Here is a 16,945-nt window from a genome sequence, read left to right on the forward strand (position 1 = left end):
CTCAATAACGCCATGTCCAACACTCCATATACCCTCGCTTGTCAAAGCCAGGGACGAGTTCAACATGGGTCAATTCTCAGTGGAAATTTACGCCCTACCCGGGTCACTTCTCAGTGGAAATCAACAGCATTATCGCTTCCTCGCGATAAAGCATCATTCATCGCGGGCTTCGCGAAGTGCTGGCCGAGATCGGCATCGTCGACCGGATATCGGGCAAGACGCAGAACGCCCGGGCGCGCGGATCGGCGCTCAGTTCCTTCGAATCTGCCAAGTTGAGGTTCTTTTCCAGCCTCCTCGTGAGCCTGAAAATCCCCTCGCTCATCAGGGCGATCGAACAGGAACTGGCGTCGGACAACGCCGTGCTGGTGCAGCTTGCGAGCACGGGTGAAGCCATCATGGACCGGCGGCTCTCCGAACTCACCGCCGAGGAGCGGGCCATGCTGGATGTTCAGGTCTCGCCCAAAGAGACGCTTATCGACTATTTGAAAAATGCCTTTCCCATACGCCAGATGCGGGTCTTCCGGGCAGACGACGGCGCCGTGCGTGCCGAACCGATGACCGACGCCGAGGGCAATCCGGTGCTGTGCAGACAGGCGATCGCGGCTCGTGACGCGCTGATCGAGGATCTGTGCGCGCTTCCGGCGATACCCACCGCACTGGACGCCCTTATCGCGCATTTTGGAACCGATCGCGTCGCCGAGATCACCGGACGTTCGCGGCGCATCGTGACCGACGTCACCGGAAGACAGAAAATCGAGAGGCGTGGCGCCCGCGCCAATGTCCTCGAAGTCCAGGCATTTCAGAACGGAAGCAAGCCGATCGCCGCCTTTTCGCTCGCGGGCAGCACCGGCCGATCCATGCATTCCGACCGGAACTGCCCGACCGCCCACCGCCGGCGCGCGCATTTCCTTCTCGAGCTGGGCTTCCGCATCCTTTCGGCCGTACAGGGCTTCGGGCGCAGTCATCGCACCAATCAGATGACCGCGCCTGTCTATCGGCCGCTCACCACCGATTGCCGCGGCGAGCGCCGCTTCCTCAGCACCATCATCCGGGGTCTCGAAGCCTTGGGCGCCTTGACCAGGGGGCAGCGCCAGACTGGATCGCAGAATCTCTTCGATCCGTCCGACAATCTGGAATCAGACTATGCTCGCGACGCACTCACGCAATGGTTCCATCTTCTCTACGAGGGCAAGCTACGCAGCGTCTCGCTCGATGCCTTTCAGGCGATGACGGGACTTGAGCTGTGCGACGAGGGCGGGGAACTGCTCGATCGCCTGCCGCCTATCCATCGCTGGCTCAACCGGATCCTGGCGTTGCGGATCGCCACCCAGAACAGAATATTCGAAGAGTTTCTAGGACTGGTCGAGGATCGCGTCGAAGCAGCGCGTACGGCAGGCACACTGGACCTGGGCATCGAGACCATCCGCGCCGACCGCATGGATCTGCTGTCCGATCAACTCTTGCGCACCGATCCCGTGACCGGGGCCGAGACGAGGCTATTGCGTCTGGAACTGCACCGGCGGCCGCCGATCACCAGCTGGGCCATGCTCCAGCTCGAATGCAAGGATGCGGACGATATCGCCTGGCTTCGCAATGCCCGCTCCGGCCGGGTGGCACTGCGCGTGCCGACATGGCCGGGGCAGGATGAAGAGGGCAACTGGATCGAGCGATGCTATCTTCTTCGCCCCACAGGCCAGTCCCGCATGGAAGTCGCAGCCCTGGCGGCCAGCCACTGGGGCGAGATCGAGCGTGACACATTCCAGCACCTCTGGGAGCAGGAGGCCGGTGAGGCCGGCAAGAATCTTCTGGTCGAGACGATCACCCTCGCCACGGGCCTTCTATTGCCGGTCTGGAACAAGCTGCCCGAGGATGATGTGCGGGTGTGGCGGATCGACGATGGCGCCGGCACGTCCATCCTCGGGCGTATCATCCATCCTGCCGCCCTCGAACGGCTTGAAAGGGAGTTCGGGCTCGATGGCGGCATCGCCCTTGGTCCTGACGAAATTATCGCCGGCGCGCGTGCTGGGAGCGGCGTTCCGATCCCCGAACTTGGAACCGCAAGGCTCGCACGGGTTCATGTCAACGACAGTCCCCGTCTCGAGATCCGGGACTATCGCCCCGAAGATCGGTCCTGGCTGAAAGCATGCGGCGCATTCAGCGAGGTCGTGCAATTCAAGACCAGATTGTTCCTGCCGCCGGAACGGGCGCGGGACATCCTTGCCAGGATTATCGCCGAGCGCCGCTGATCTGGCTCGGTAACGCACCGGACAGGCGAAGTGCAGCGCGCTTCCGCCGCACTTCGCCGAAGATCATCATTCCGCCGGTGCGGGCACCTCCGCCTCGCCGGCATCCTGCTTGGCCGCCGCGGCACGCCGCCGAGGCGTCTTTGGCTTCGTGGGTGGAGCGGCCTTCACGGCTGAGGCTTTCGTCGTGGCCTTCTTTCTGGCCGCCGGCTTTGCAGCTTCCGCCGTTGCCGGCGCTGCCGCAACTTCCTCCGCGGTCGCCGGCGTCGGGGCTTTCGCCGCAACCTTCGCCTTGGCCGGCGCCTTCTTCACAGCGGATTTCCTGGCAGCTGTTTTCTTGCCTGCCGGCTTTGCCGCGGCCGCCCCTTCGGGCTGTGCAGGCGCAGCTACCGGCTCCGGCGTCGTTTCGGGTGCGGCGGTCCCAGCCTCATCGCCCAGATCGGCAAGAGCAGCCCTGACACGAACACGCCGGGACTTTTTCTCAGGGACAGGGGCCGCCTCGGTCACCGGTGCAACCTCCGGTACAGTCGCCGAAGCCCCTGTCGCTTCTGTCTCGGCAACAGGCGCTGCTTCGACTGCGGGCGCTTCAGCCGCCGACTGTGCGCCAATACGCCGTCCAAGCCCGAGCTGCTGCGCGACGGCACGTCGATGCTCCGAATAGGCTGGCGCGATCATCGGGTAATCCTTGGGAAGATTATAGCGTTCGCGATATTCTTCCGGTGTCAGCCCATTTGTCGCCAGATGCCGCTTCAGCGTCTTGTAGGGCTTGCCGTCGAGCATGCTGATGATGTGCTCACGCGAACCGAGGCTTTTGCGGATCGACACAGCCGGAACATATTCGGGCGCCGCCGGCGTCTCCACCGTGGCTTTCCGTTCCAGCGCGTCACGGGTCGCTTCGATGATCCCGGCAATGTCGGCCGCCGGCACCTGATTGTTCGAGAAATAGGCGCTCAATAACTGCACCGTCATGGCGATGGAATCGGGCTGCTCGGTGTCGGCCACGTAAAACTCCCTGAATTGGAAGGCCATGAATATGGCGGTGATTGTGAGGAAGAACTTGGGGGCAACAGCTAAGCGGGAAAGCGCTGCTCATGCAAGCACCCTGTGCATCGCGCGCATGGGACCGAAAATGAGAAGGGGAGGAAGAGGGGAAGATCAGGACCGATTGAAGGTCTTGTTTCCATGAAAGGCGAACCATGGCCGACCGCGTATCCGCCCACATCATGATTGGCGGCGTGCTTGCCCGCTCCACATATCCTCAACTCATCAAGGCTATAGGCAACGATAATCCCGCGATCGATTGGGATGGCACGCCGTTCAGTCCTGAAGATCTACCCACCGATACGCCACTCGCGCTGATGGATCATGACGTCGCCGATGGTCGTTTCAAAGAGATCGAAGATGTCTGTCGCCTTCATGGCCTCCACTATGTTCGCTGGTCCGGTGGCTATCCCGGCAGTTTTCCGTCTGTTCGGGTTATTTGCCTCGGCCATGGCGAACCACAACTGGTTCTGACAACCGAGGAGGACGAGCAACTCTTCCCGATTGAACGCATCAGGGAACTGGGAAGTGTCGAGGCGATCGAAGCGGAATACCGGCTTGCGCGGATGAATCCGCCCCCGTTGATCCTTGCCGACGACGATCCGGGCGATCCGGCTACTCCGGAGACCGAACATGGCTGATCACCATGTCCAGGGATCTTTCGCCTTCACTTGCACGGCAGCCGAAAGCGCGCTGATCGAGGAGGCGTGGCAGCACGCTGCCGACCTGCTGGGTGACTTCACGCCGGGTGAACCGAGCGCGGAGTTTCTGGCCGCTTTCATGCCGACGGACCTCGGCAATCCGTTCAACGGCCTGCTCGGGCTCTTCGATGATCCCGCCTTTCCCGATTTCGGCGCGGAGATCGAAATTGAGGGCGGCGTTGACTGTGTCGTCTCGATCTACGGAACCACGGACTTCCAGCCAGGCCCGATCGCCGAACTCATCCGCCATTGTTGCCAGGAGAGTTTGAAGGCCAAGCCCCTCGGCTTCGACTGGAGCTACAGCTGCTCACGTCCCCGTCACGACAGCTTCGGGGGAGGGTGGTGCGCGATATTCGCCGATCATGTCGACTTCGAGACCACGCAGCAACAGCTGGCGCGACGACTGGCCATATTCGCAACCGCGCCAGTCCGAAACCCACCCGATCCATGGATCGACGACCCCGACCATCCTTCCGTCGACTGGATCGCCGAGGTCCTGAATGGCGACACGCGTCTTGGTTATCTCGACTGGACGCTCGCCCGGATTGAAGCGGGCGATAACACCGATGCCCTGACGGTGCCGCCGCCGGCCTGACCGGCTCACCCACAAAAATCTTCTTAAACCAGAAGGACAATATCATGACCGACGCCACCGCGCCGGGCGCATCCGCGCGCCTGTATAGCCAGACCGAACATGACGACCGCGGGAACTTCCATTATGAAGGCGACCTCTACCGCGCCGGAGAAGCGTTGCCATCGCTCGCGTCGCGGATCGAACGCCATCTGGCAGAGCATTTTACCGAAACCACGTTCGCGATCCGCACGGAGAAATTTTCCGGAGGACGCAAGGTCATCGCGGAGCTCCTCGATGCTCCGACCGACCTGACCGGCCGCGACGCGCAGAACGCCTTCATTGTCGAGGTGCGCGATCAGATGGAACGGTTCGGTTCGACCCGGACCAATCCATTGCAGGATTTCTGGTCGTGCAGCTTCTATTGCGAAGTCCGTATCGCCCAGGCCTATTGGTCTGCGTTGGCAAAGCGCAGCGGTAGCCGCAATCCGGTCGATACGGTGATATCGCTGGCGGCATTCAAGAAGCGGATCAAAGCCGGCGACCAGTTGAAACTGATCGACGCACCGGCCGGTCATCGCCTGCTCGGCACGACCCGCGAAATCACCAAGGTGCGCTCCGGCGACCTGATCCTTGAAGGACGCTCCTACCTCAGCTTTCCCCGGGCATCAGCCTTTGCCTGTGACGGCCGTCTCATCCGGATCGCCATCGGCTCGGAATATAGTCCAGATGACCACCTGCTCTACGAGTGGATTCGCCTGAAGGCCGCCTGAGCAGGTCCATATCCGCGCCTGCACTCTTCAGTCCGCGCATATTCCGGGCGCTCACAAAAAAGCGCCGCGCAGAAAATCCTGCTGCGGTTGGCCCATCCGCCCGCGCCCACGCGCCATCATCGATCCGGAGGCTCCGATGCATGAGCCCTATCTCAAAGCGATGGCGACGCTGCTCCGCCGCAGCCAGCCGCGCCACGATCTCTACACCGTTTTCGGCCACTGTATGGAGGCCATAGCACTTGCCATGGCCAACAGCGTCGATCTGCGGCAGTGCGAGCCACGCGAGGCGCGCTATCTCGACATTGTCGGGCACTACCGGCCGGATGTGATCGATCTGTTTCCCCGAGTCCTCGCCGAACTGGTGCAGGCGCTCGAAGTCGGCCATGGCGATGTGCTGGGCGCCCTGTTTCACGACCTTGAGCTGCACAACAAGGCGCGCGGCCAGTTCTTCACGCCTTATACCCTCAGTCGCTTCATGGCCCAGGTGACCATCGGGGATTGCGAAAGCGTCAAAGCGATCATCGGGGACTATGGCTTCGTGACCGCCATGGAACCGGCCTGCGGGGCGGGGTCGATGGTGATCGCGCTTGCTGAGGCCATGCGCGATCTTGGTATAAACTATCAACGCCATCTTCATGTCACCGCGATCGATATCGACCCGCGCGCGATCCACATGGCCTATGTCCAGCTCTCGCTGCTGCATGTGCCGGCGCATCTCATGGTCGGAAACTCTCTCTCGGGTGAAACGGCCGAGCATTGGTACACACCTGCCCATATTCTGGGCGGATGGAACGCCCGGCTCGCTGATCGACGACGCCACGAGCCTGCCGGTGAGACGCTTGTCCATGCTGTCGAAGCGCCGCCTGCGCCAGTCCCGATCAACCATGCAGATTCACCGTCACGCGAGCCACGGGCTTCGCCACCGGCCATGCCGCAACAGCTGAGCCTTTTCTGACCGTCCAAGATTTCACATATCTGGAGACCGGTATGTTCCATCATGTCCATATCACCGCACTCAGCCGGACGCCGGCCGGGATGACAGTCATAACGCTTGCCATCTGCGGACCACGAGGCGGCATGCGCGCTGTAGAGGATATTTCTATCGAGGAAGCCGAGAAGATGGCGGCGCGGCTTCAGACTGCCATCACCGCCGCGCGCGCCGGGCTCGGCGAGGATCCAGCCGACGTCTTCGTCCAGGATGTGATCGATCAACTCGGCGACCCCGCCCTTGCTGTCGATCCATCTTTCCGCAGATGGTGCAGCGGACATCATGGCCTGCTCAGCGCTCGGCAGGCCGCAGAGCGCTGGTGCTGCTGGCACGTCGCCTGAGCCTCATGGCGATCGAGATAATGGTCGGCCTTCCGCACCTGCGCGAGGGGCCGATATTGAACCGCGCCCGTACCATGCAGGTGCCGACACTCATATCGGCGAACGCGCTCTCGCGCTGGAATCGCAGCAAGGGCTGGCCCGAATGGCAGGGGTGGCGCCTCGATTTGCTGAAAAATGCCAGCGGATTGTCCAGCATTGCATTGGACAGCGCGGGATTCGTGGCTTTATCGCGATACCGCGCATATCCTTGGGCAACTGAGGATTATCTCGATCTCGCCGCAAGCTATCCGTTCCGCTGGTTCGCCAGCATGGACTATTGCGTCGAACCCGAGATCGCACCCGATCGCGAAGAGGTGCGCGACCGGATTTCGAGAACCATCCGGGTCAACCGCGATTGCTGGCGCGGCGCTCATGACCGCGCCATTGCCCATCGCTTCATGCCGGTAATACAAGGCCGGGTCGCAGGCGATTATGAAAATTGCATCGATGCGCTGGGCGATATCATCGACGTCGTACCTCTGATCGGCATCGGCTCCATGTGCCGCAGACCCGTAGGCGGCAGCGATGGGGTGATCGCTATCTTCGAGCATCTCGATCGCATTCTCGGGAGCAGGACGATGATTCACGGGTTCGGCATAAAAGGCACGGCCCTCAGCAAGCTCAGCGGGCTCGAACATCGTGTCGCGTCGACAGACAGCCAGGCATTCGGCCTCACCAGCAGGATTGAGGCGCGCCAGCGCGGCATCTCCAAAACCGACGCCTTCGTCGCCGATCATATGGAACGATGGGCACGCCGCCAATATGCGCGGTCTGCGCTCGCTCCCACGCCCATACAGGGCGAGCTGCCGCTCGGCCCCGATGACCGACTGCCACGCGATCCATGGGAGAGGGCGATTGCACAGGCGCGCGCCGAAATCCGGGCGCTAATCGAAGAGGGGCAACTGTCGCACGATGAAATTTCCGAACCGTGGATCGCGCAGTGGGCAGCCGACATCTTCCAGGCCGAGCCGCTTGAATCCACCGAGGACTCTCGATGATCCGCCACGGCGAAAGCATGGAACGCATCCTGCCCGGACTATATGCGGGGAATGACGTCAGGGCCGAGCGCCACCGTCGCGGTTGGGCATTTCAGATGAAATGCGGCCAGCTCGGTCGTCAACTCTGGTTTGAATATTCTCCGCACGGGCTGTGGACCGCCATCGGCATCTGGCGCACCCTCGACACCGGACTCTGGGTGGCAGCGCGCCTCCGCGTCGGAACGCATTTCTGGGATGCGAGCTGCCAGACCGCCCGCCTCTATGGAGAGGACGTCTACTCCATTCTGCGCGATGAGGTGTGACACGAATAGGGGAACCAGCGGTCAGTAGAGGATCAGGCCCGTCCCCGGCATGAGCTGATCCAGAAAATCGAAATCACGCCGGTTTCCTGTCAGCAGATCGCAACCTGTCGCCGCAGCCTGAAGAAACAGCAGGGCATCGTTGAGCAGCGCGATGGAATGCGGTTGACCGGAAAGGCGTGTTACCATTCCTGCCAGCATGCCTGCCTCGCCGAACACACGCGAAGAGGGTACGCTCAGGCGATGCTCGGGAATATCGTCGATTGTCCGCCCCAGCATCTTGAGAACAGACGCCGTGCGCTTGTCAGCCGGATCGAGTGCACCCATCAGATGGGTCATTTCGCCAAGCGCCACGCTCGAATGGTTGACGATCCGGTTTTCAAGTAAGCGATCTACCTCGAGAGGTGTCTTGCCCTGAAGCACGTCGATGTAGACACAGGTGTCAAGCAGGAGCTCCCGGCCGACGACGGCTGCCTTGCGAACGAGCGGCAATTCCTCTTCGGACCGCCGTGTCAGCCTTGCTGCGAGCCGCTGCGGCCTGATCCTGCGTAGCGACGCCTTGCGATCAAATCCCAAGCGCAATATCCGCAGGAATGGAACCCTTCCGGCCTACCAGCCTCGCGCCGAAATCATCCTCGAGCGCCACTTTGGCAAGAGCATATTCGACGAGATCCGTGGTCGAGGCGATGCCGCTGCGCATCTTGGCACGATCGATGAGTTCACGCGGCACGCGCGCGCCGACGGCGCTGTTGGTGCCTGACAGCAAGCCAGCCGCCTTCGCCGCAGCCACGACCGCTTCATGTCTCTGGGACAAATGATCTTCGTGCTTCGTCGCCATCGAAAACTCCTCACGTTGAACATATATGCAATTTTGTAAAACATGCAAGGCTTTGCCGAAAGCCGCCTGCCAACCTCATTCTTGCGGAGCGAGCCAGAGAGCCTGGTAGGACGCGCATCGCCGCATCAACTCCGCATGCGTCCCACTGCCGACCAGCCTGCCGCCTTTCATGAAAAGAACCTGATCGGCACCCTTCGCTGTCGCCAGGCGATGGGTGATCATGATGAGCGTCGTTGCGATATTGGTCCTGCACCGCAGCCTCGCGATCACATCTGCCTCGCTGCGGGGATCGAGCGCGGACGTGCTTTCATCCAGGATCAGGACCGGCACGTCCACCCCCGCCAGGCGCGCAAGCTCCAGCTTCTGGATCTGGCCTCCCGACAGGCGCTCACCCTGTTCCCCCAATTCCATATCGAAGTCGATCGGTCTCCCAGGCTCGTGGAAGCGCCAGACATGAAGCAGTTCCTCGACGTCGCTGATGGGCTGGTTCGCCGGGGGATAGAGGATATTCTCCCGCAGCGATCGGTTGAACAGGCCGATGAACTGCGGCGCATAAAGAATATAGCGATGACGCTCGCTCCAGGGGATCGTTGCAATATCGACCCCTGCAATCTCAACCCTTCCCGAGGCAGGTGCGAGCACGCCGGCAAGGATTTGGGCAAGCGTGGATTTTCCCGAACCGTTCGGGCCAACAATGGCGACGAAGCGCCCTGACGCGATGTGCAGTGAAATCCCGGCGAGGGCGGGCAAGCCATCATCATAGCGGAAGCTGAGATTTTCAGCGGCGAGATCGGCGTCGGCAAAGCGGTCAGGCTGCCAGGAACCCCGCTCATCCTCGGCATTCGTCAATGCCAGAACGTCGCGAATGTTGGCGATCGCGACACCGGCCTGCGCCAGGATATAGCCAAGCGAACTCAGCGGAACCGTCAGTCTAAAGGCGTAGGTCTGCAACAACACGAATTCGCCTGCCGTCATTCGCCCTTTGCCGACATCGAGACCGGCCAGCATGAGCAACGCCACAAGCCCGGCCCCCACGATGCAGAACTGCAGCGCTGCCATGACAGTCAGCGAACGGTACATGGCCACATTGGCCTGCCGCTTCGCGCTCAATGTCCTGCCCACATAGTGGAGTTCGCGATCGAGAGCGCCGTTGAGGATGACCCGGCGGGCATTGCGCACGATGTCGCCGATCGTGCGGGACACATGCGATGCCGCCGCATTGGTTGCATCGGCATGCACACGGTGCCGTGCCGCGCCCATCCAGGTCGCCCCGAGGAATCCCAAAAGCGTCACGCCCAGGATCAGGACATAGCGAGGTTCGATCAGGCTGGCGATCACCGCGAGACTGGCAAGAGCCTGCAGGGAGACAGGCCCCAGCCGCCAGATCAATCCTTCCACGACCAGGGTCAGGCTATAGGGCAATCGCTCCAGCATGCCGGGAACGCGTCCGCTCCGGCTGTCGCGCGCCGCCGTGATTTGAGGCAGGGCGGCGCCAAGCGCATGGGTTTTAAGCTGCCGCGCCAGTGCATCGACCATTTTTGCGGTGCAGGAAAGCCTGGCCGTTTCCAGGATGGAGGCGCCCGCCCAGCATCCCACGAACAGCAGGATGTACGACAACAATTGCATGGGCGGTCCCACTGGTCCGGCCAGCGTGTCGATCAGCAGCTTGAGCGCATAGGGACCGGCGACGCCCATCGCGATCACGAGGGCTTCCAGGGCAAAAGCCTCTATCAGGCTCTGCCTGGCACCGAGGTCCGCAGACAGCATCAGCCGCGTCAGCCGGACCAATATGCCGAACGTCGTCACTGTAATGGCCTCCTGGCGATCGGTGAATGAGCCAGAAGGAGGATTTGGAACGCGGCCATTATCCTAGCGTCAAATCAGGCTGTTGCGAAGCCGGGATCGCGAGACGCCAGAAAGGGAAGGGAGGGGCGTGAATGTGACGGGAGACGTGGATCGTCCCGTCGTTCCTCTATCTCAAGGAGATGGTTCCCATGGCGACCCTTGCCCGCATGAACGAAGCGCCCCCCGTATCCGCCCCCTATCGCATCGATGTCTCGCGCGGCCGAATGAGCAGCCGCGTTTCGTCGGAATGGTTCTCCCGGCCCGACGATGAGAAATATCTCTCGCTGACCAGCCTCTATGATGCCGTTCGTGGCCGCGCGGACCGGGCGACCACCCGCATCGTCGAAAGCCGCGCCATCCGGGTCGAGGCGAAAAGCGACAACCCCGAACGCCTGATGCTGATGGCGCCCGGCGATGATCGCCCCCTGGCGCCGACCAACTGGTCCTTCGGCCAGGTAGCGAGCCTCATTGGGGCACCGGCTTCCTATCTGCGCCAGCTTCCAGCGGCCCTTGCGGGCATCAACCTGCAACATGGGCTCATGACCCACCGCGGCGAGCAGGTCAAACTGCTGCAGACGGACAATGGCAGAACCGAACTGCGCGCTGCTACCGGTTCCGAATATGGGCGCATTTTCGACTGGGAGCTGGTCCAGGCTGTAATGGCCTTTGCCGGTGACGGCGTCGGCGATACGCGCTGGAAGGTGCCTGGCACAATCCAGTGGGGCAGCATGACCTACAATCCCCACGTGGATATCACCAAGGAAACGACCACACTCTACGCATCGGACAGAGATATTTTCCTGTTCCTCGTCGATGATACGCATCCGATCGAGGCAGGAAAACTGCCAAATGGCGATCCTGACCTGTACTTTCGCGGCTTCTATGCCTGGAACAGTGAGGTCGGCTCGAAAACCCTCGGCATCGCGACGTTTTACCTCCGAGGCGTGTGCGCGAACAGATGCCTTTGGGGTGTCGAGAATTTCGAGGAGGTCAACATCCGCCACTCGAAATTCGCCGGCGCCCGTTTTGCCCACCAGGCCGCTCCCGCACTCGAGCATTTCGCGAACTCCTCGCCTTCACATTTCATCTCCGGCATCAAGGCCGCCCGCGAACGCATCGTCGCGCGCAAGGACGAAGATCGCGAGCCTTTCCTGCGCAGGCGCGGCTTCTCGAAGGCCGAAACCACGAAGATCATCCAGACGGTGCTCGCCGAGGAAGGCCGGCCGCCTGAATCCATTTATGATTTCGTGCAGGGCATAACCGCGCTCGCACGGTCGAAGCCCCACCAGGACAGTCGCCTCGAACTGGAAACCAAGGCCCGAAAGCTCCTCGAACAGGCGCTCTGAGGCCAGGCCTTCGTCCGCTTCTCCGCTCTTCAGGCCCGCATCCTGGTCCCGCGCCAGGATGCCCTTCGTCATGAAAGGATGCCCTCATGCGTCCCCATCAATCCGCCCCCCTCCAGGAATTCACCGTCGACGTCGCCTTTTTCAGCGGCGCAGACCCTTTCGCCACCGAGACATATCGGATCCCGGCCGCGACATGGTTCAGTGCGCAGCAGCAGGCGCTGCATATGTCGGTGAACAGCGTCTACGATAATGCGCGCATTCCCGATCTCCGTCGCACCGCCACCGTCCGGTCCGCCTGACGCTCAACTGCGATCAAGTCGGCCATAGCCAGCCACTCCGGCGCATCATGCGGCGGAGTGGCCGGTCCCGATCAAGGACATCATCATGCAAGAACCCGACGATTGCATGTGGCGCGCGCTGCTCGATTTCCGAGCGCGTCATGGCCGGCGCTGGAAGGACGCGCTCACTCTTAAATGGATGAACGGCGATGACGAACGGGAGCCAAATAGCGCATCGCTTCGCATGATCCGCAACCAGTTCGGGCCATCCTGGCTCTGGTACTTGCCCAGGCTTCGCCTCGATAACGCGGCGCGGCGCCTCGCCAATCTGGAGAAGCTTCCAGATATGTGCGCCTGTCCTCATCCGGAGACCGGCGAGACCATCATCATCAAGCGCGGCGAGACCGGCTATTGGCCGATGCCCTCGCTCATTGCGGTCGATACGTTCAATGCCAGTTTCAATGCGAGGCCCGCCGCGATCGCAGCCATGCAAGCCGGCACCATGTTCGGATGGCATGTCCCGGCAGCCGATCCCGGTCGCTATGATGCGGCCGGTCGCCCCCTTGCCGGTTCCGGCAAAGCCGCTGGTTGAGGCATCTTCTCGCCAGTTGCGGCACCTTCTTGCCGACGATGGCCCGCATTGCTATCCCGATACCGAAGGGAATGGTGTCTCCCTCAAAACCGCGCTGTTGCTGATGACGCCTGCTTTCGCGCTCCCGGGCGCAGAAGGAGGCGTGCGTGGGTTATCTTCTGGTGTTCGTGGGATCTGGTATCGGCGGCATGCTGCGCCATGCTGTCGGCCTTCTGGCCCTGCGATGCTTTGGCGCCGCCTTTCCTTTCGGAACGCTCGCCATCAACATCGTCGGCTCCTTCCTCATCGGCCTGGTCGCGGAATATTGGGCACTCCAGACTGGTCTTCCCCAGTCAGTACGCCTGTTCCTGACAACCGGCGTCATCGGCGGCTTCACAACCTTCTCGACATTCTCCCTCGAAGCCGTGCTGCTGTGGGAACGGGGCCAGCCGCTTGTGGCCGCAACCTATGTGACCGCTTCGATCCTGCTATCAATCGCGGCCTTGTTTGCCGCACTCTGGCTGATCCGCTTCCTCCACGCACCGCCCGCTCTCTGAGGCCATGAGGCGAGCGCCTTGCACCACGCCGTCCTCAGTTGGTCTTCTACACGCAGAGGCGGTCTACGCTTCGCCCGGTGTGCAGGACTCTCGATCTTGTCGGCAGACATGCCGATCGGCTTGCAAGCGATCGTTCCGGCTGTAGACTTGTTCGACCATTGTCTGGGAGAAGGGCCACGCAACATGGCGCACAAGTTCGAAATCTATAAGGACAAGGCTGGCGAGTTTCGCGTACGCTTCAGGTACAATGCCGAGATATTATTCTCGACCGAGGGTTACAGCAGCAAAGCCTCGGCGAAGAATGCGATCGACTCGATCAAGAAAAATGGCCCTGAAGCGCCCATCGAGGACAATAGCTAAAGGCCCGCCGCCAGGGCTCGGCACCAACTTTCCCAAGCGACACCTTGCCCTGGTTGATGCCTATGGCCGCCATATCCACAGTCGGATGGCAAAGCGACGTGCCGGCCACGTTCGGCCATGTCCATCCTTTGAGCGCGGGAGGCCTTTAGTGCTTTAGCCTATGACCGATCGTTACAGCTTCGACGGCGCGCCCTTCGAACAGGATATCTTCTCGCATTTCTTCCTCAATGTGGCCCAGGCGAATGTGGCTGCTGCTGAACGCTACGGCGAGGACAGGGCGGCCATTGCGCAGGCGGTCGATCGGGCGATCCTCACCGAACTCCAGGTCATCCTGCCCTCGATGAATCCGGCGGCTCTGCTGGGTTTGCGCGCCGGCTTTCCCGATGCGATCCGCCACCCCACCTTCGGCAGGGCCTGGCTCCTCATCCGCGAGGCAGCCTCCCATTATAGCGACTTTCTCGCGATCAGTTCTTCCGTCGAACCCGCGATCATCATGGCCGCGCTGGATATTCCCGTCATACCCTTGCGCGGGACAGATATCGACAGCCTCACCCCGCCGACAGGCGACGTGGACAGGCTTCTCGAGCTATGGGAAACGCCGCCGCATCCGATCGTCGGCTTCGAGCCCGCAGCCCTCGAACACTATTTTCTCGTTTCCGGATCCGTCCGTTCGTTGCGGCGCTGTCTCGCCGGCGATCCGCGTTTCCAGCCGCTGCGCGCGATCATGGGACCTGCGGACTTTCCCTTGCCGAAGCGCCCCACCGGCACCTGCGGGATAAGACCCAAGCAGCAGGGCCAACGCATCGGATCCGTCTGGCACAAGGATAATCCCGACGGACCCCTCATCACTATATTCATTGGCGGATGGATGGAAGACGGCAGGCCCTGCGACGACGGCGCGCCGCTCCATCAGCCGATGCCGATGCGCATCCTGGAATATATCATGCGCCACGGCGTGCTGGCGATGTCGATCGTCCAGAAGCCTTCGGGCCAGAGCTAATCCAAGCCCGCAATCTTCGCGTCGCACCAAGGCCTCCATCCGTCGATGGATGATCCCGATGCTCTGGCCTGTCGCCGCCTTCCCGCCTATGCGCGCGCCGGGCCGCGGCTTCAAAGCAGCAAATGGCCTCCACTCCTGACGGCGACTCCCATGCTGCAGCCGCCGTCAGGAGACCAGCCAACATGCTGAAATTGACGTCAATTCACCTCGTTTCCCTATTCTGCGACGTCTATGCACCAAGCGCGCTGGCGGCTCTCGGACGCCCTTGCGCCAAATCGTTCCAGGCCCGCCAAAATAAATTCGTCCAGTCGGGGACCAATCAGCGCGTGAATCGTTGACCCGGCAGAGCAAAGCGAAAAGCCGCATAGGGGACCGCGGTGGTGATACCGTCCGTCGCCGAAGATCTTCGGCCGCTCCACATTCTCGTTGTCGACGATGATCCGTTGCTTCGTGCGTTCCTGGCAGACGATCTCCGCGACGAGGGCATGACAGTGATCGAAGCATCCAACGCCGACGAAGCGCTGACTTATTGCCAGTCGAACGCACCTGTCGACCTTGTATTTACCGATGTGCAGATGCCCGGCTCGATGGACGGCATTGGTCTCGCACACAGGCTCAGCAAAACGGAACCCGGCATCCCCGTCATTGTCACTTCGGGCGCAGTCCCGGTTGACAGCCTCGTTCCCGAGATCCCGTTCATCGCGAAACCCTATGCTGTGAAGGACGCCAGAACACTGATATTTCTCGACCCTGAGTTTGGAGCCACAGGACACCGAATGACAAGCCTTCTGCTGGTGGAAGCCGATATTCTGGTGCGCGCGGCACTCGCGGCTTACCTTCGTGAATGCGGCTTTAGGGTGATCGAAGCCACGAGCATCGCCGAAGCGCGCATGTTCCTTGCTGACGTCAACGCCTCCATCGATCTCGTTCTAGCCGAAATCGGGGGAACGGATGAGGATGGCTTTGCCCTTGCGTCCTGGATCAGAAAGGAGCGCCCTGCGATAGATGTCATTCTCGCTGGTACGCTCGAAACGGCCACGAAAAAGGCCGGGGATCTGTGCGAGAGCGAACCGTCGGTGACCAAGCCTTATGATCACCAGCTTGTGCTGGATCGCATCCGCCGCGCTGTCGCGGGCAGAGAACCTGGGCGCAAATAGACCGATAAACTGCGCCAGCCACATCATAGGCGATTGTTCAACCTGCCGGCTTATCGTCGACATAGCCGTCATCTCGGCTGCTCAGTCCTACTTCGTCAGTCGAGAAGATCACCCTTTTGCATCGCAGCAAAGACTGGAAGGCCGGGCGTAGCGGCAATTGCGGGTGGTCCATCTCCCCGCCATATGGCGCAGACCACAGCGATCACCTGCGCGCCTGCCTCCTCGACCAGCCGGGCGGCGTCCGCGACCGCGCCGCCGGTCGTGATCACATCTTCGACAAGCACCACGCGCTTGCCCGCGACGTCGCCACCTTCGACGGCCTGGCAGGTGCCATAATCCTTTGCCTTCTTTCTTACGAAAGCGGCCGGCAGCCCGGTCTCAAACGACATGGCGGTTGCGATCGGCACGCCGCCAAGCTCGAGTCCGGCAAGAACCTCACTTCCCTCGGGCAAGAGCGAGACCATCTCGGCAGCCACGCGCCTTAGCAGCGCCGGGTCAGCCTCGAAGCGATACTTGTCGAAATATGTCGATGAGATCTGCCCCGATCGCAGGCGAAACGCCCCCTGCAGCGAAGCAACGGCTTTGACGGCCTCGGAGAGCGACGGATCGATCACGACCGGACAATGACATAACCGCGACACGGTCGCCAGCAGGACCACCGTCGCTGCGATCCGTCGTCAGATGGCACGGCGAATCCGTCGCATGCCGATCCCAACCACGCCCGTCATGATCCGATCCCTGGAGAAGAGGGGGGAGGGATGGCGTGATCCTCAAGGAGATCGCGCATGCATGACAATCCGCTCAGAAATTCCGTCCAGCATGGTTGCGGGCCGTTGCTGCCTTCCTCCGGTGCCGAGGCCTCCCGCCATGATTGAAGCCTCGACAGCCTTCGATCCCGCCGATGCGCGATGCTGGATCGCGCGGGGTCGCCCTGAGCATCATGCAGAGCAACTGGCTCGCGCCTGGGCTGACTTCCCGGATCTTCCAAATGAGGCGCCA

The 16,945-nt window shown here is 61.7% G+C and carries 19 protein-coding genes, 1 pseudogene and 1 riboswitch; of the genes and pseudogenes, 15 read left to right on the forward strand and 5 right to left on the reverse strand.

Annotation, left to right across the window (positions count from 1 at the left end; translation table 11 throughout):
* Positions 1 to 149: 149 nt before the first annotated feature.
* Positions 150 to 2,246: pseudogene (locus tag ACFQ24_RS05830) on the forward strand (strawberry notch C-terminal domain-containing protein); the annotation flags it as partial.
* Between the two features lie 66 nt (positions 2,247 to 2,312).
* On the opposite strand, the gene ACFQ24_RS05835 reads toward ACFQ24_RS05830, so the two are convergent.
* A complete protein-coding gene (locus ACFQ24_RS05835) occupies positions 2,313 to 3,245 on the reverse strand; it encodes a MucR family transcriptional regulator (RefSeq protein WP_380909650.1) in 933 nt (310 codons plus the stop codon).
* Positions 3,246 to 3,439: 194 nt separating this feature from the next.
* On the opposite strand from ACFQ24_RS05835, the gene ACFQ24_RS05840 reads away from it, so the two are divergent.
* From ACFQ24_RS05840 to ACFQ24_RS05870, 7 genes are all read left to right on the forward strand, one after another.
* On the forward strand, positions 3,440 to 3,925 hold the full coding sequence (locus tag ACFQ24_RS05840) for a hypothetical protein (RefSeq protein WP_380909652.1): 486 nt from the start codon (positions 3,440 to 3,442) through the stop codon (positions 3,923 to 3,925).
* Positions 3,918 to 4,580, forward strand: a complete 663-nt coding sequence (locus tag ACFQ24_RS05845) for a hypothetical protein (protein ID WP_380909654.1) — start codon at positions 3,918 to 3,920, stop codon at positions 4,578 to 4,580. The genes ACFQ24_RS05840 and ACFQ24_RS05845 overlap by 8 nt, the downstream gene beginning before the upstream one ends.
* A gap of 44 nt (positions 4,581 to 4,624) precedes the next feature.
* Complete coding sequence (locus tag ACFQ24_RS05850; RefSeq protein ID WP_380909656.1) at positions 4,625 to 5,329, forward strand: hypothetical protein; 705 nt, start codon at positions 4,625 to 4,627, stop codon at positions 5,327 to 5,329.
* 136 nt (positions 5,330 to 5,465) lie between these two features.
* The gene (locus tag ACFQ24_RS05855; RefSeq protein WP_380909658.1) at positions 5,466 to 6,284 is read left to right on the forward strand and encodes an N-6 DNA methylase; all 819 of its coding nucleotides are present in this window, start codon (positions 5,466 to 5,468) and stop codon (positions 6,282 to 6,284) included.
* Positions 6,285 to 6,316: 32 nt separating this feature from the next.
* On the forward strand, positions 6,317 to 6,658 hold the full coding sequence (locus ACFQ24_RS05860) for a hypothetical protein (RefSeq protein WP_380909660.1): 342 nt from the start codon (positions 6,317 to 6,319) through the stop codon (positions 6,656 to 6,658).
* The gene (locus ACFQ24_RS05865; RefSeq protein WP_380909662.1) at positions 6,637 to 7,695 is read left to right on the forward strand and encodes a deazapurine DNA modification protein DpdA family protein; all 1,059 of its coding nucleotides are present in this window, start codon (positions 6,637 to 6,639) and stop codon (positions 7,693 to 7,695) included. Before ACFQ24_RS05860 ends, ACFQ24_RS05865 begins: the two co-directional genes overlap by 22 nt.
* On the forward strand, positions 7,692 to 7,997 hold the full coding sequence (locus ACFQ24_RS05870) for a hypothetical protein (protein ID WP_380909664.1): 306 nt from the start codon (positions 7,692 to 7,694) through the stop codon (positions 7,995 to 7,997). The genes ACFQ24_RS05865 and ACFQ24_RS05870 overlap by 4 nt, the downstream gene beginning before the upstream one ends.
* Before the next feature lie 21 nt (positions 7,998 to 8,018).
* On the opposite strand, the gene ACFQ24_RS05875 is transcribed toward ACFQ24_RS05870, so the two are convergent.
* From ACFQ24_RS05875 to ACFQ24_RS05885, 3 genes are all read right to left on the reverse strand, one after another.
* On the reverse strand, positions 8,019 to 8,486 hold the full coding sequence (locus ACFQ24_RS05875; protein WP_380909666.1) for a type II toxin-antitoxin system VapC family toxin: 468 nt from the start codon (positions 8,484 to 8,486) through the stop codon (positions 8,019 to 8,021).
* A 73-nt stretch (positions 8,487 to 8,559) separates the two neighbouring features.
* Positions 8,560 to 8,784, reverse strand: coding sequence for a hypothetical protein (locus ACFQ24_RS05880; RefSeq protein ID WP_380909668.1), 225 nt, complete (start codon positions 8,782 to 8,784; stop codon positions 8,560 to 8,562).
* 123 nt (positions 8,785 to 8,907) lie between these two features.
* Positions 8,908 to 10,638, reverse strand: a complete 1,731-nt coding sequence (locus tag ACFQ24_RS05885; protein WP_380909670.1) for an ABC transporter ATP-binding protein — start codon at positions 10,636 to 10,638, stop codon at positions 8,908 to 8,910.
* A gap of 188 nt (positions 10,639 to 10,826) precedes the next feature.
* Between ACFQ24_RS05885 and ACFQ24_RS05890 the strand changes: the two genes are divergently transcribed.
* The 7 genes from ACFQ24_RS05890 (at position 10,827) to ACFQ24_RS05920 (ending at position 15,946) form a co-directional block, all read left to right on the forward strand.
* Positions 10,827 to 12,023, forward strand: a complete 1,197-nt coding sequence (locus ACFQ24_RS05890; RefSeq protein ID WP_380909672.1) for a DUF932 domain-containing protein — start codon at positions 10,827 to 10,829, stop codon at positions 12,021 to 12,023.
* An 86-nt stretch (positions 12,024 to 12,109) separates the two neighbouring features.
* Entirely contained in the window at positions 12,110 to 12,322 is a 213-nt protein-coding gene (locus tag ACFQ24_RS05895) for a hypothetical protein (RefSeq protein ID WP_125999077.1), read from the forward strand.
* A gap of 85 nt (positions 12,323 to 12,407) precedes the next feature.
* On the forward strand, positions 12,408 to 12,893 hold the full coding sequence (locus ACFQ24_RS05900; RefSeq protein WP_380909674.1) for a hypothetical protein: 486 nt from the start codon (positions 12,408 to 12,410) through the stop codon (positions 12,891 to 12,893).
* Positions 12,894 to 12,951: 58 nt separating this feature from the next.
* Positions 12,952 to 13,013: riboswitch (Fluoride riboswitch) on the forward strand.
* 26 nt (positions 13,014 to 13,039) lie between these two features.
* Positions 13,040 to 13,429 carry a fluoride efflux transporter CrcB gene (gene crcB, locus ACFQ24_RS05905; RefSeq protein WP_380909676.1) on the forward strand — a complete coding sequence of 130 codons (390 nt, stop codon included), beginning with the start codon at positions 13,040 to 13,042 and terminating at the stop codon, positions 13,427 to 13,429.
* 183 nt (positions 13,430 to 13,612) lie between these two features.
* Positions 13,613 to 13,789 (forward strand): YegP family protein, encoded by a 177-nt coding sequence (locus ACFQ24_RS05910; protein ID WP_084515015.1) that lies wholly within the window; start codon positions 13,613 to 13,615, stop codon positions 13,787 to 13,789.
* 160 nt (positions 13,790 to 13,949) lie between these two features.
* A complete protein-coding gene (locus tag ACFQ24_RS05915; protein WP_380909678.1) occupies positions 13,950 to 14,789 on the forward strand; it encodes a hypothetical protein in 840 nt (279 codons plus the stop codon).
* Between the two features lie 377 nt (positions 14,790 to 15,166).
* Positions 15,167 to 15,946 carry a response regulator gene (locus ACFQ24_RS05920; RefSeq protein ID WP_380909680.1) on the forward strand — a complete coding sequence of 260 codons (780 nt, stop codon included), beginning with the start codon at positions 15,167 to 15,169 and terminating at the stop codon, positions 15,944 to 15,946.
* A gap of 95 nt (positions 15,947 to 16,041) precedes the next feature.
* Here ACFQ24_RS05920 and pyrE read toward each other — a convergent pair whose 3' ends face one another.
* Positions 16,042 to 16,605 (reverse strand): orotate phosphoribosyltransferase, encoded by a 564-nt coding sequence (gene pyrE, locus ACFQ24_RS05925; protein WP_380909682.1) that lies wholly within the window; start codon positions 16,603 to 16,605, stop codon positions 16,042 to 16,044.
* Positions 16,606 to 16,945 lie beyond the last annotated feature (340 nt).

It is taken from the genome of Sphingobium olei, from assembly GCF_042678845.1.
In the GTDB taxonomy this organism is placed as follows: Bacteria; Pseudomonadota; Alphaproteobacteria; order Sphingomonadales; family Sphingomonadaceae; genus Sphingobium; species Sphingobium olei.

Bases quoted from the DNA above. Each gene is read 5' to 3' on its own strand.
- ACFQ24_RS05900 (WP_380909674.1), top strand. From the start codon at position 12,408: ATGCAAGAACCCGACGATTGCATGTGGCGCGCGCTGCTCGATTTCCGA.
- ACFQ24_RS05890 (WP_380909672.1), top strand. From the start codon at position 10,827: ATGGCGACCCTTGCCCGCATGAACGAAGCGCCCCCCGTATCCGCCCCC.
- ACFQ24_RS05840 (WP_380909652.1), top strand. From the start codon at position 3,440: ATGGCCGACCGCGTATCCGCCCACATCATGATTGGCGGCGTGCTTGCC.
- ACFQ24_RS05860 (WP_380909660.1), top strand. From the start codon at position 6,317: ATGTTCCATCATGTCCATATCACCGCACTCAGCCGGACGCCGGCCGGG.
- ACFQ24_RS05915 (WP_380909678.1), top strand. From the start codon at position 13,950: ATGACCGATCGTTACAGCTTCGACGGCGCGCCCTTCGAACAGGATATC.
- ACFQ24_RS05910 (WP_084515015.1), top strand. From the start codon at position 13,613: ATGGCGCACAAGTTCGAAATCTATAAGGACAAGGCTGGCGAGTTTCGC.
- ACFQ24_RS05850 (WP_380909656.1), top strand. From the start codon at position 4,625: ATGACCGACGCCACCGCGCCGGGCGCATCCGCGCGCCTGTATAGCCAG.
- ACFQ24_RS05870 (WP_380909664.1), top strand. From the start codon at position 7,692: ATGATCCGCCACGGCGAAAGCATGGAACGCATCCTGCCCGGACTATAT.
- ACFQ24_RS05895 (WP_125999077.1), top strand. From the start codon at position 12,110: ATGCGTCCCCATCAATCCGCCCCCCTCCAGGAATTCACCGTCGACGTC.
- ACFQ24_RS05845 (WP_380909654.1), top strand. From the start codon at position 3,918: ATGGCTGATCACCATGTCCAGGGATCTTTCGCCTTCACTTGCACGGCA.
- ACFQ24_RS05855 (WP_380909658.1), top strand. From the start codon at position 5,466: ATGCATGAGCCCTATCTCAAAGCGATGGCGACGCTGCTCCGCCGCAGC.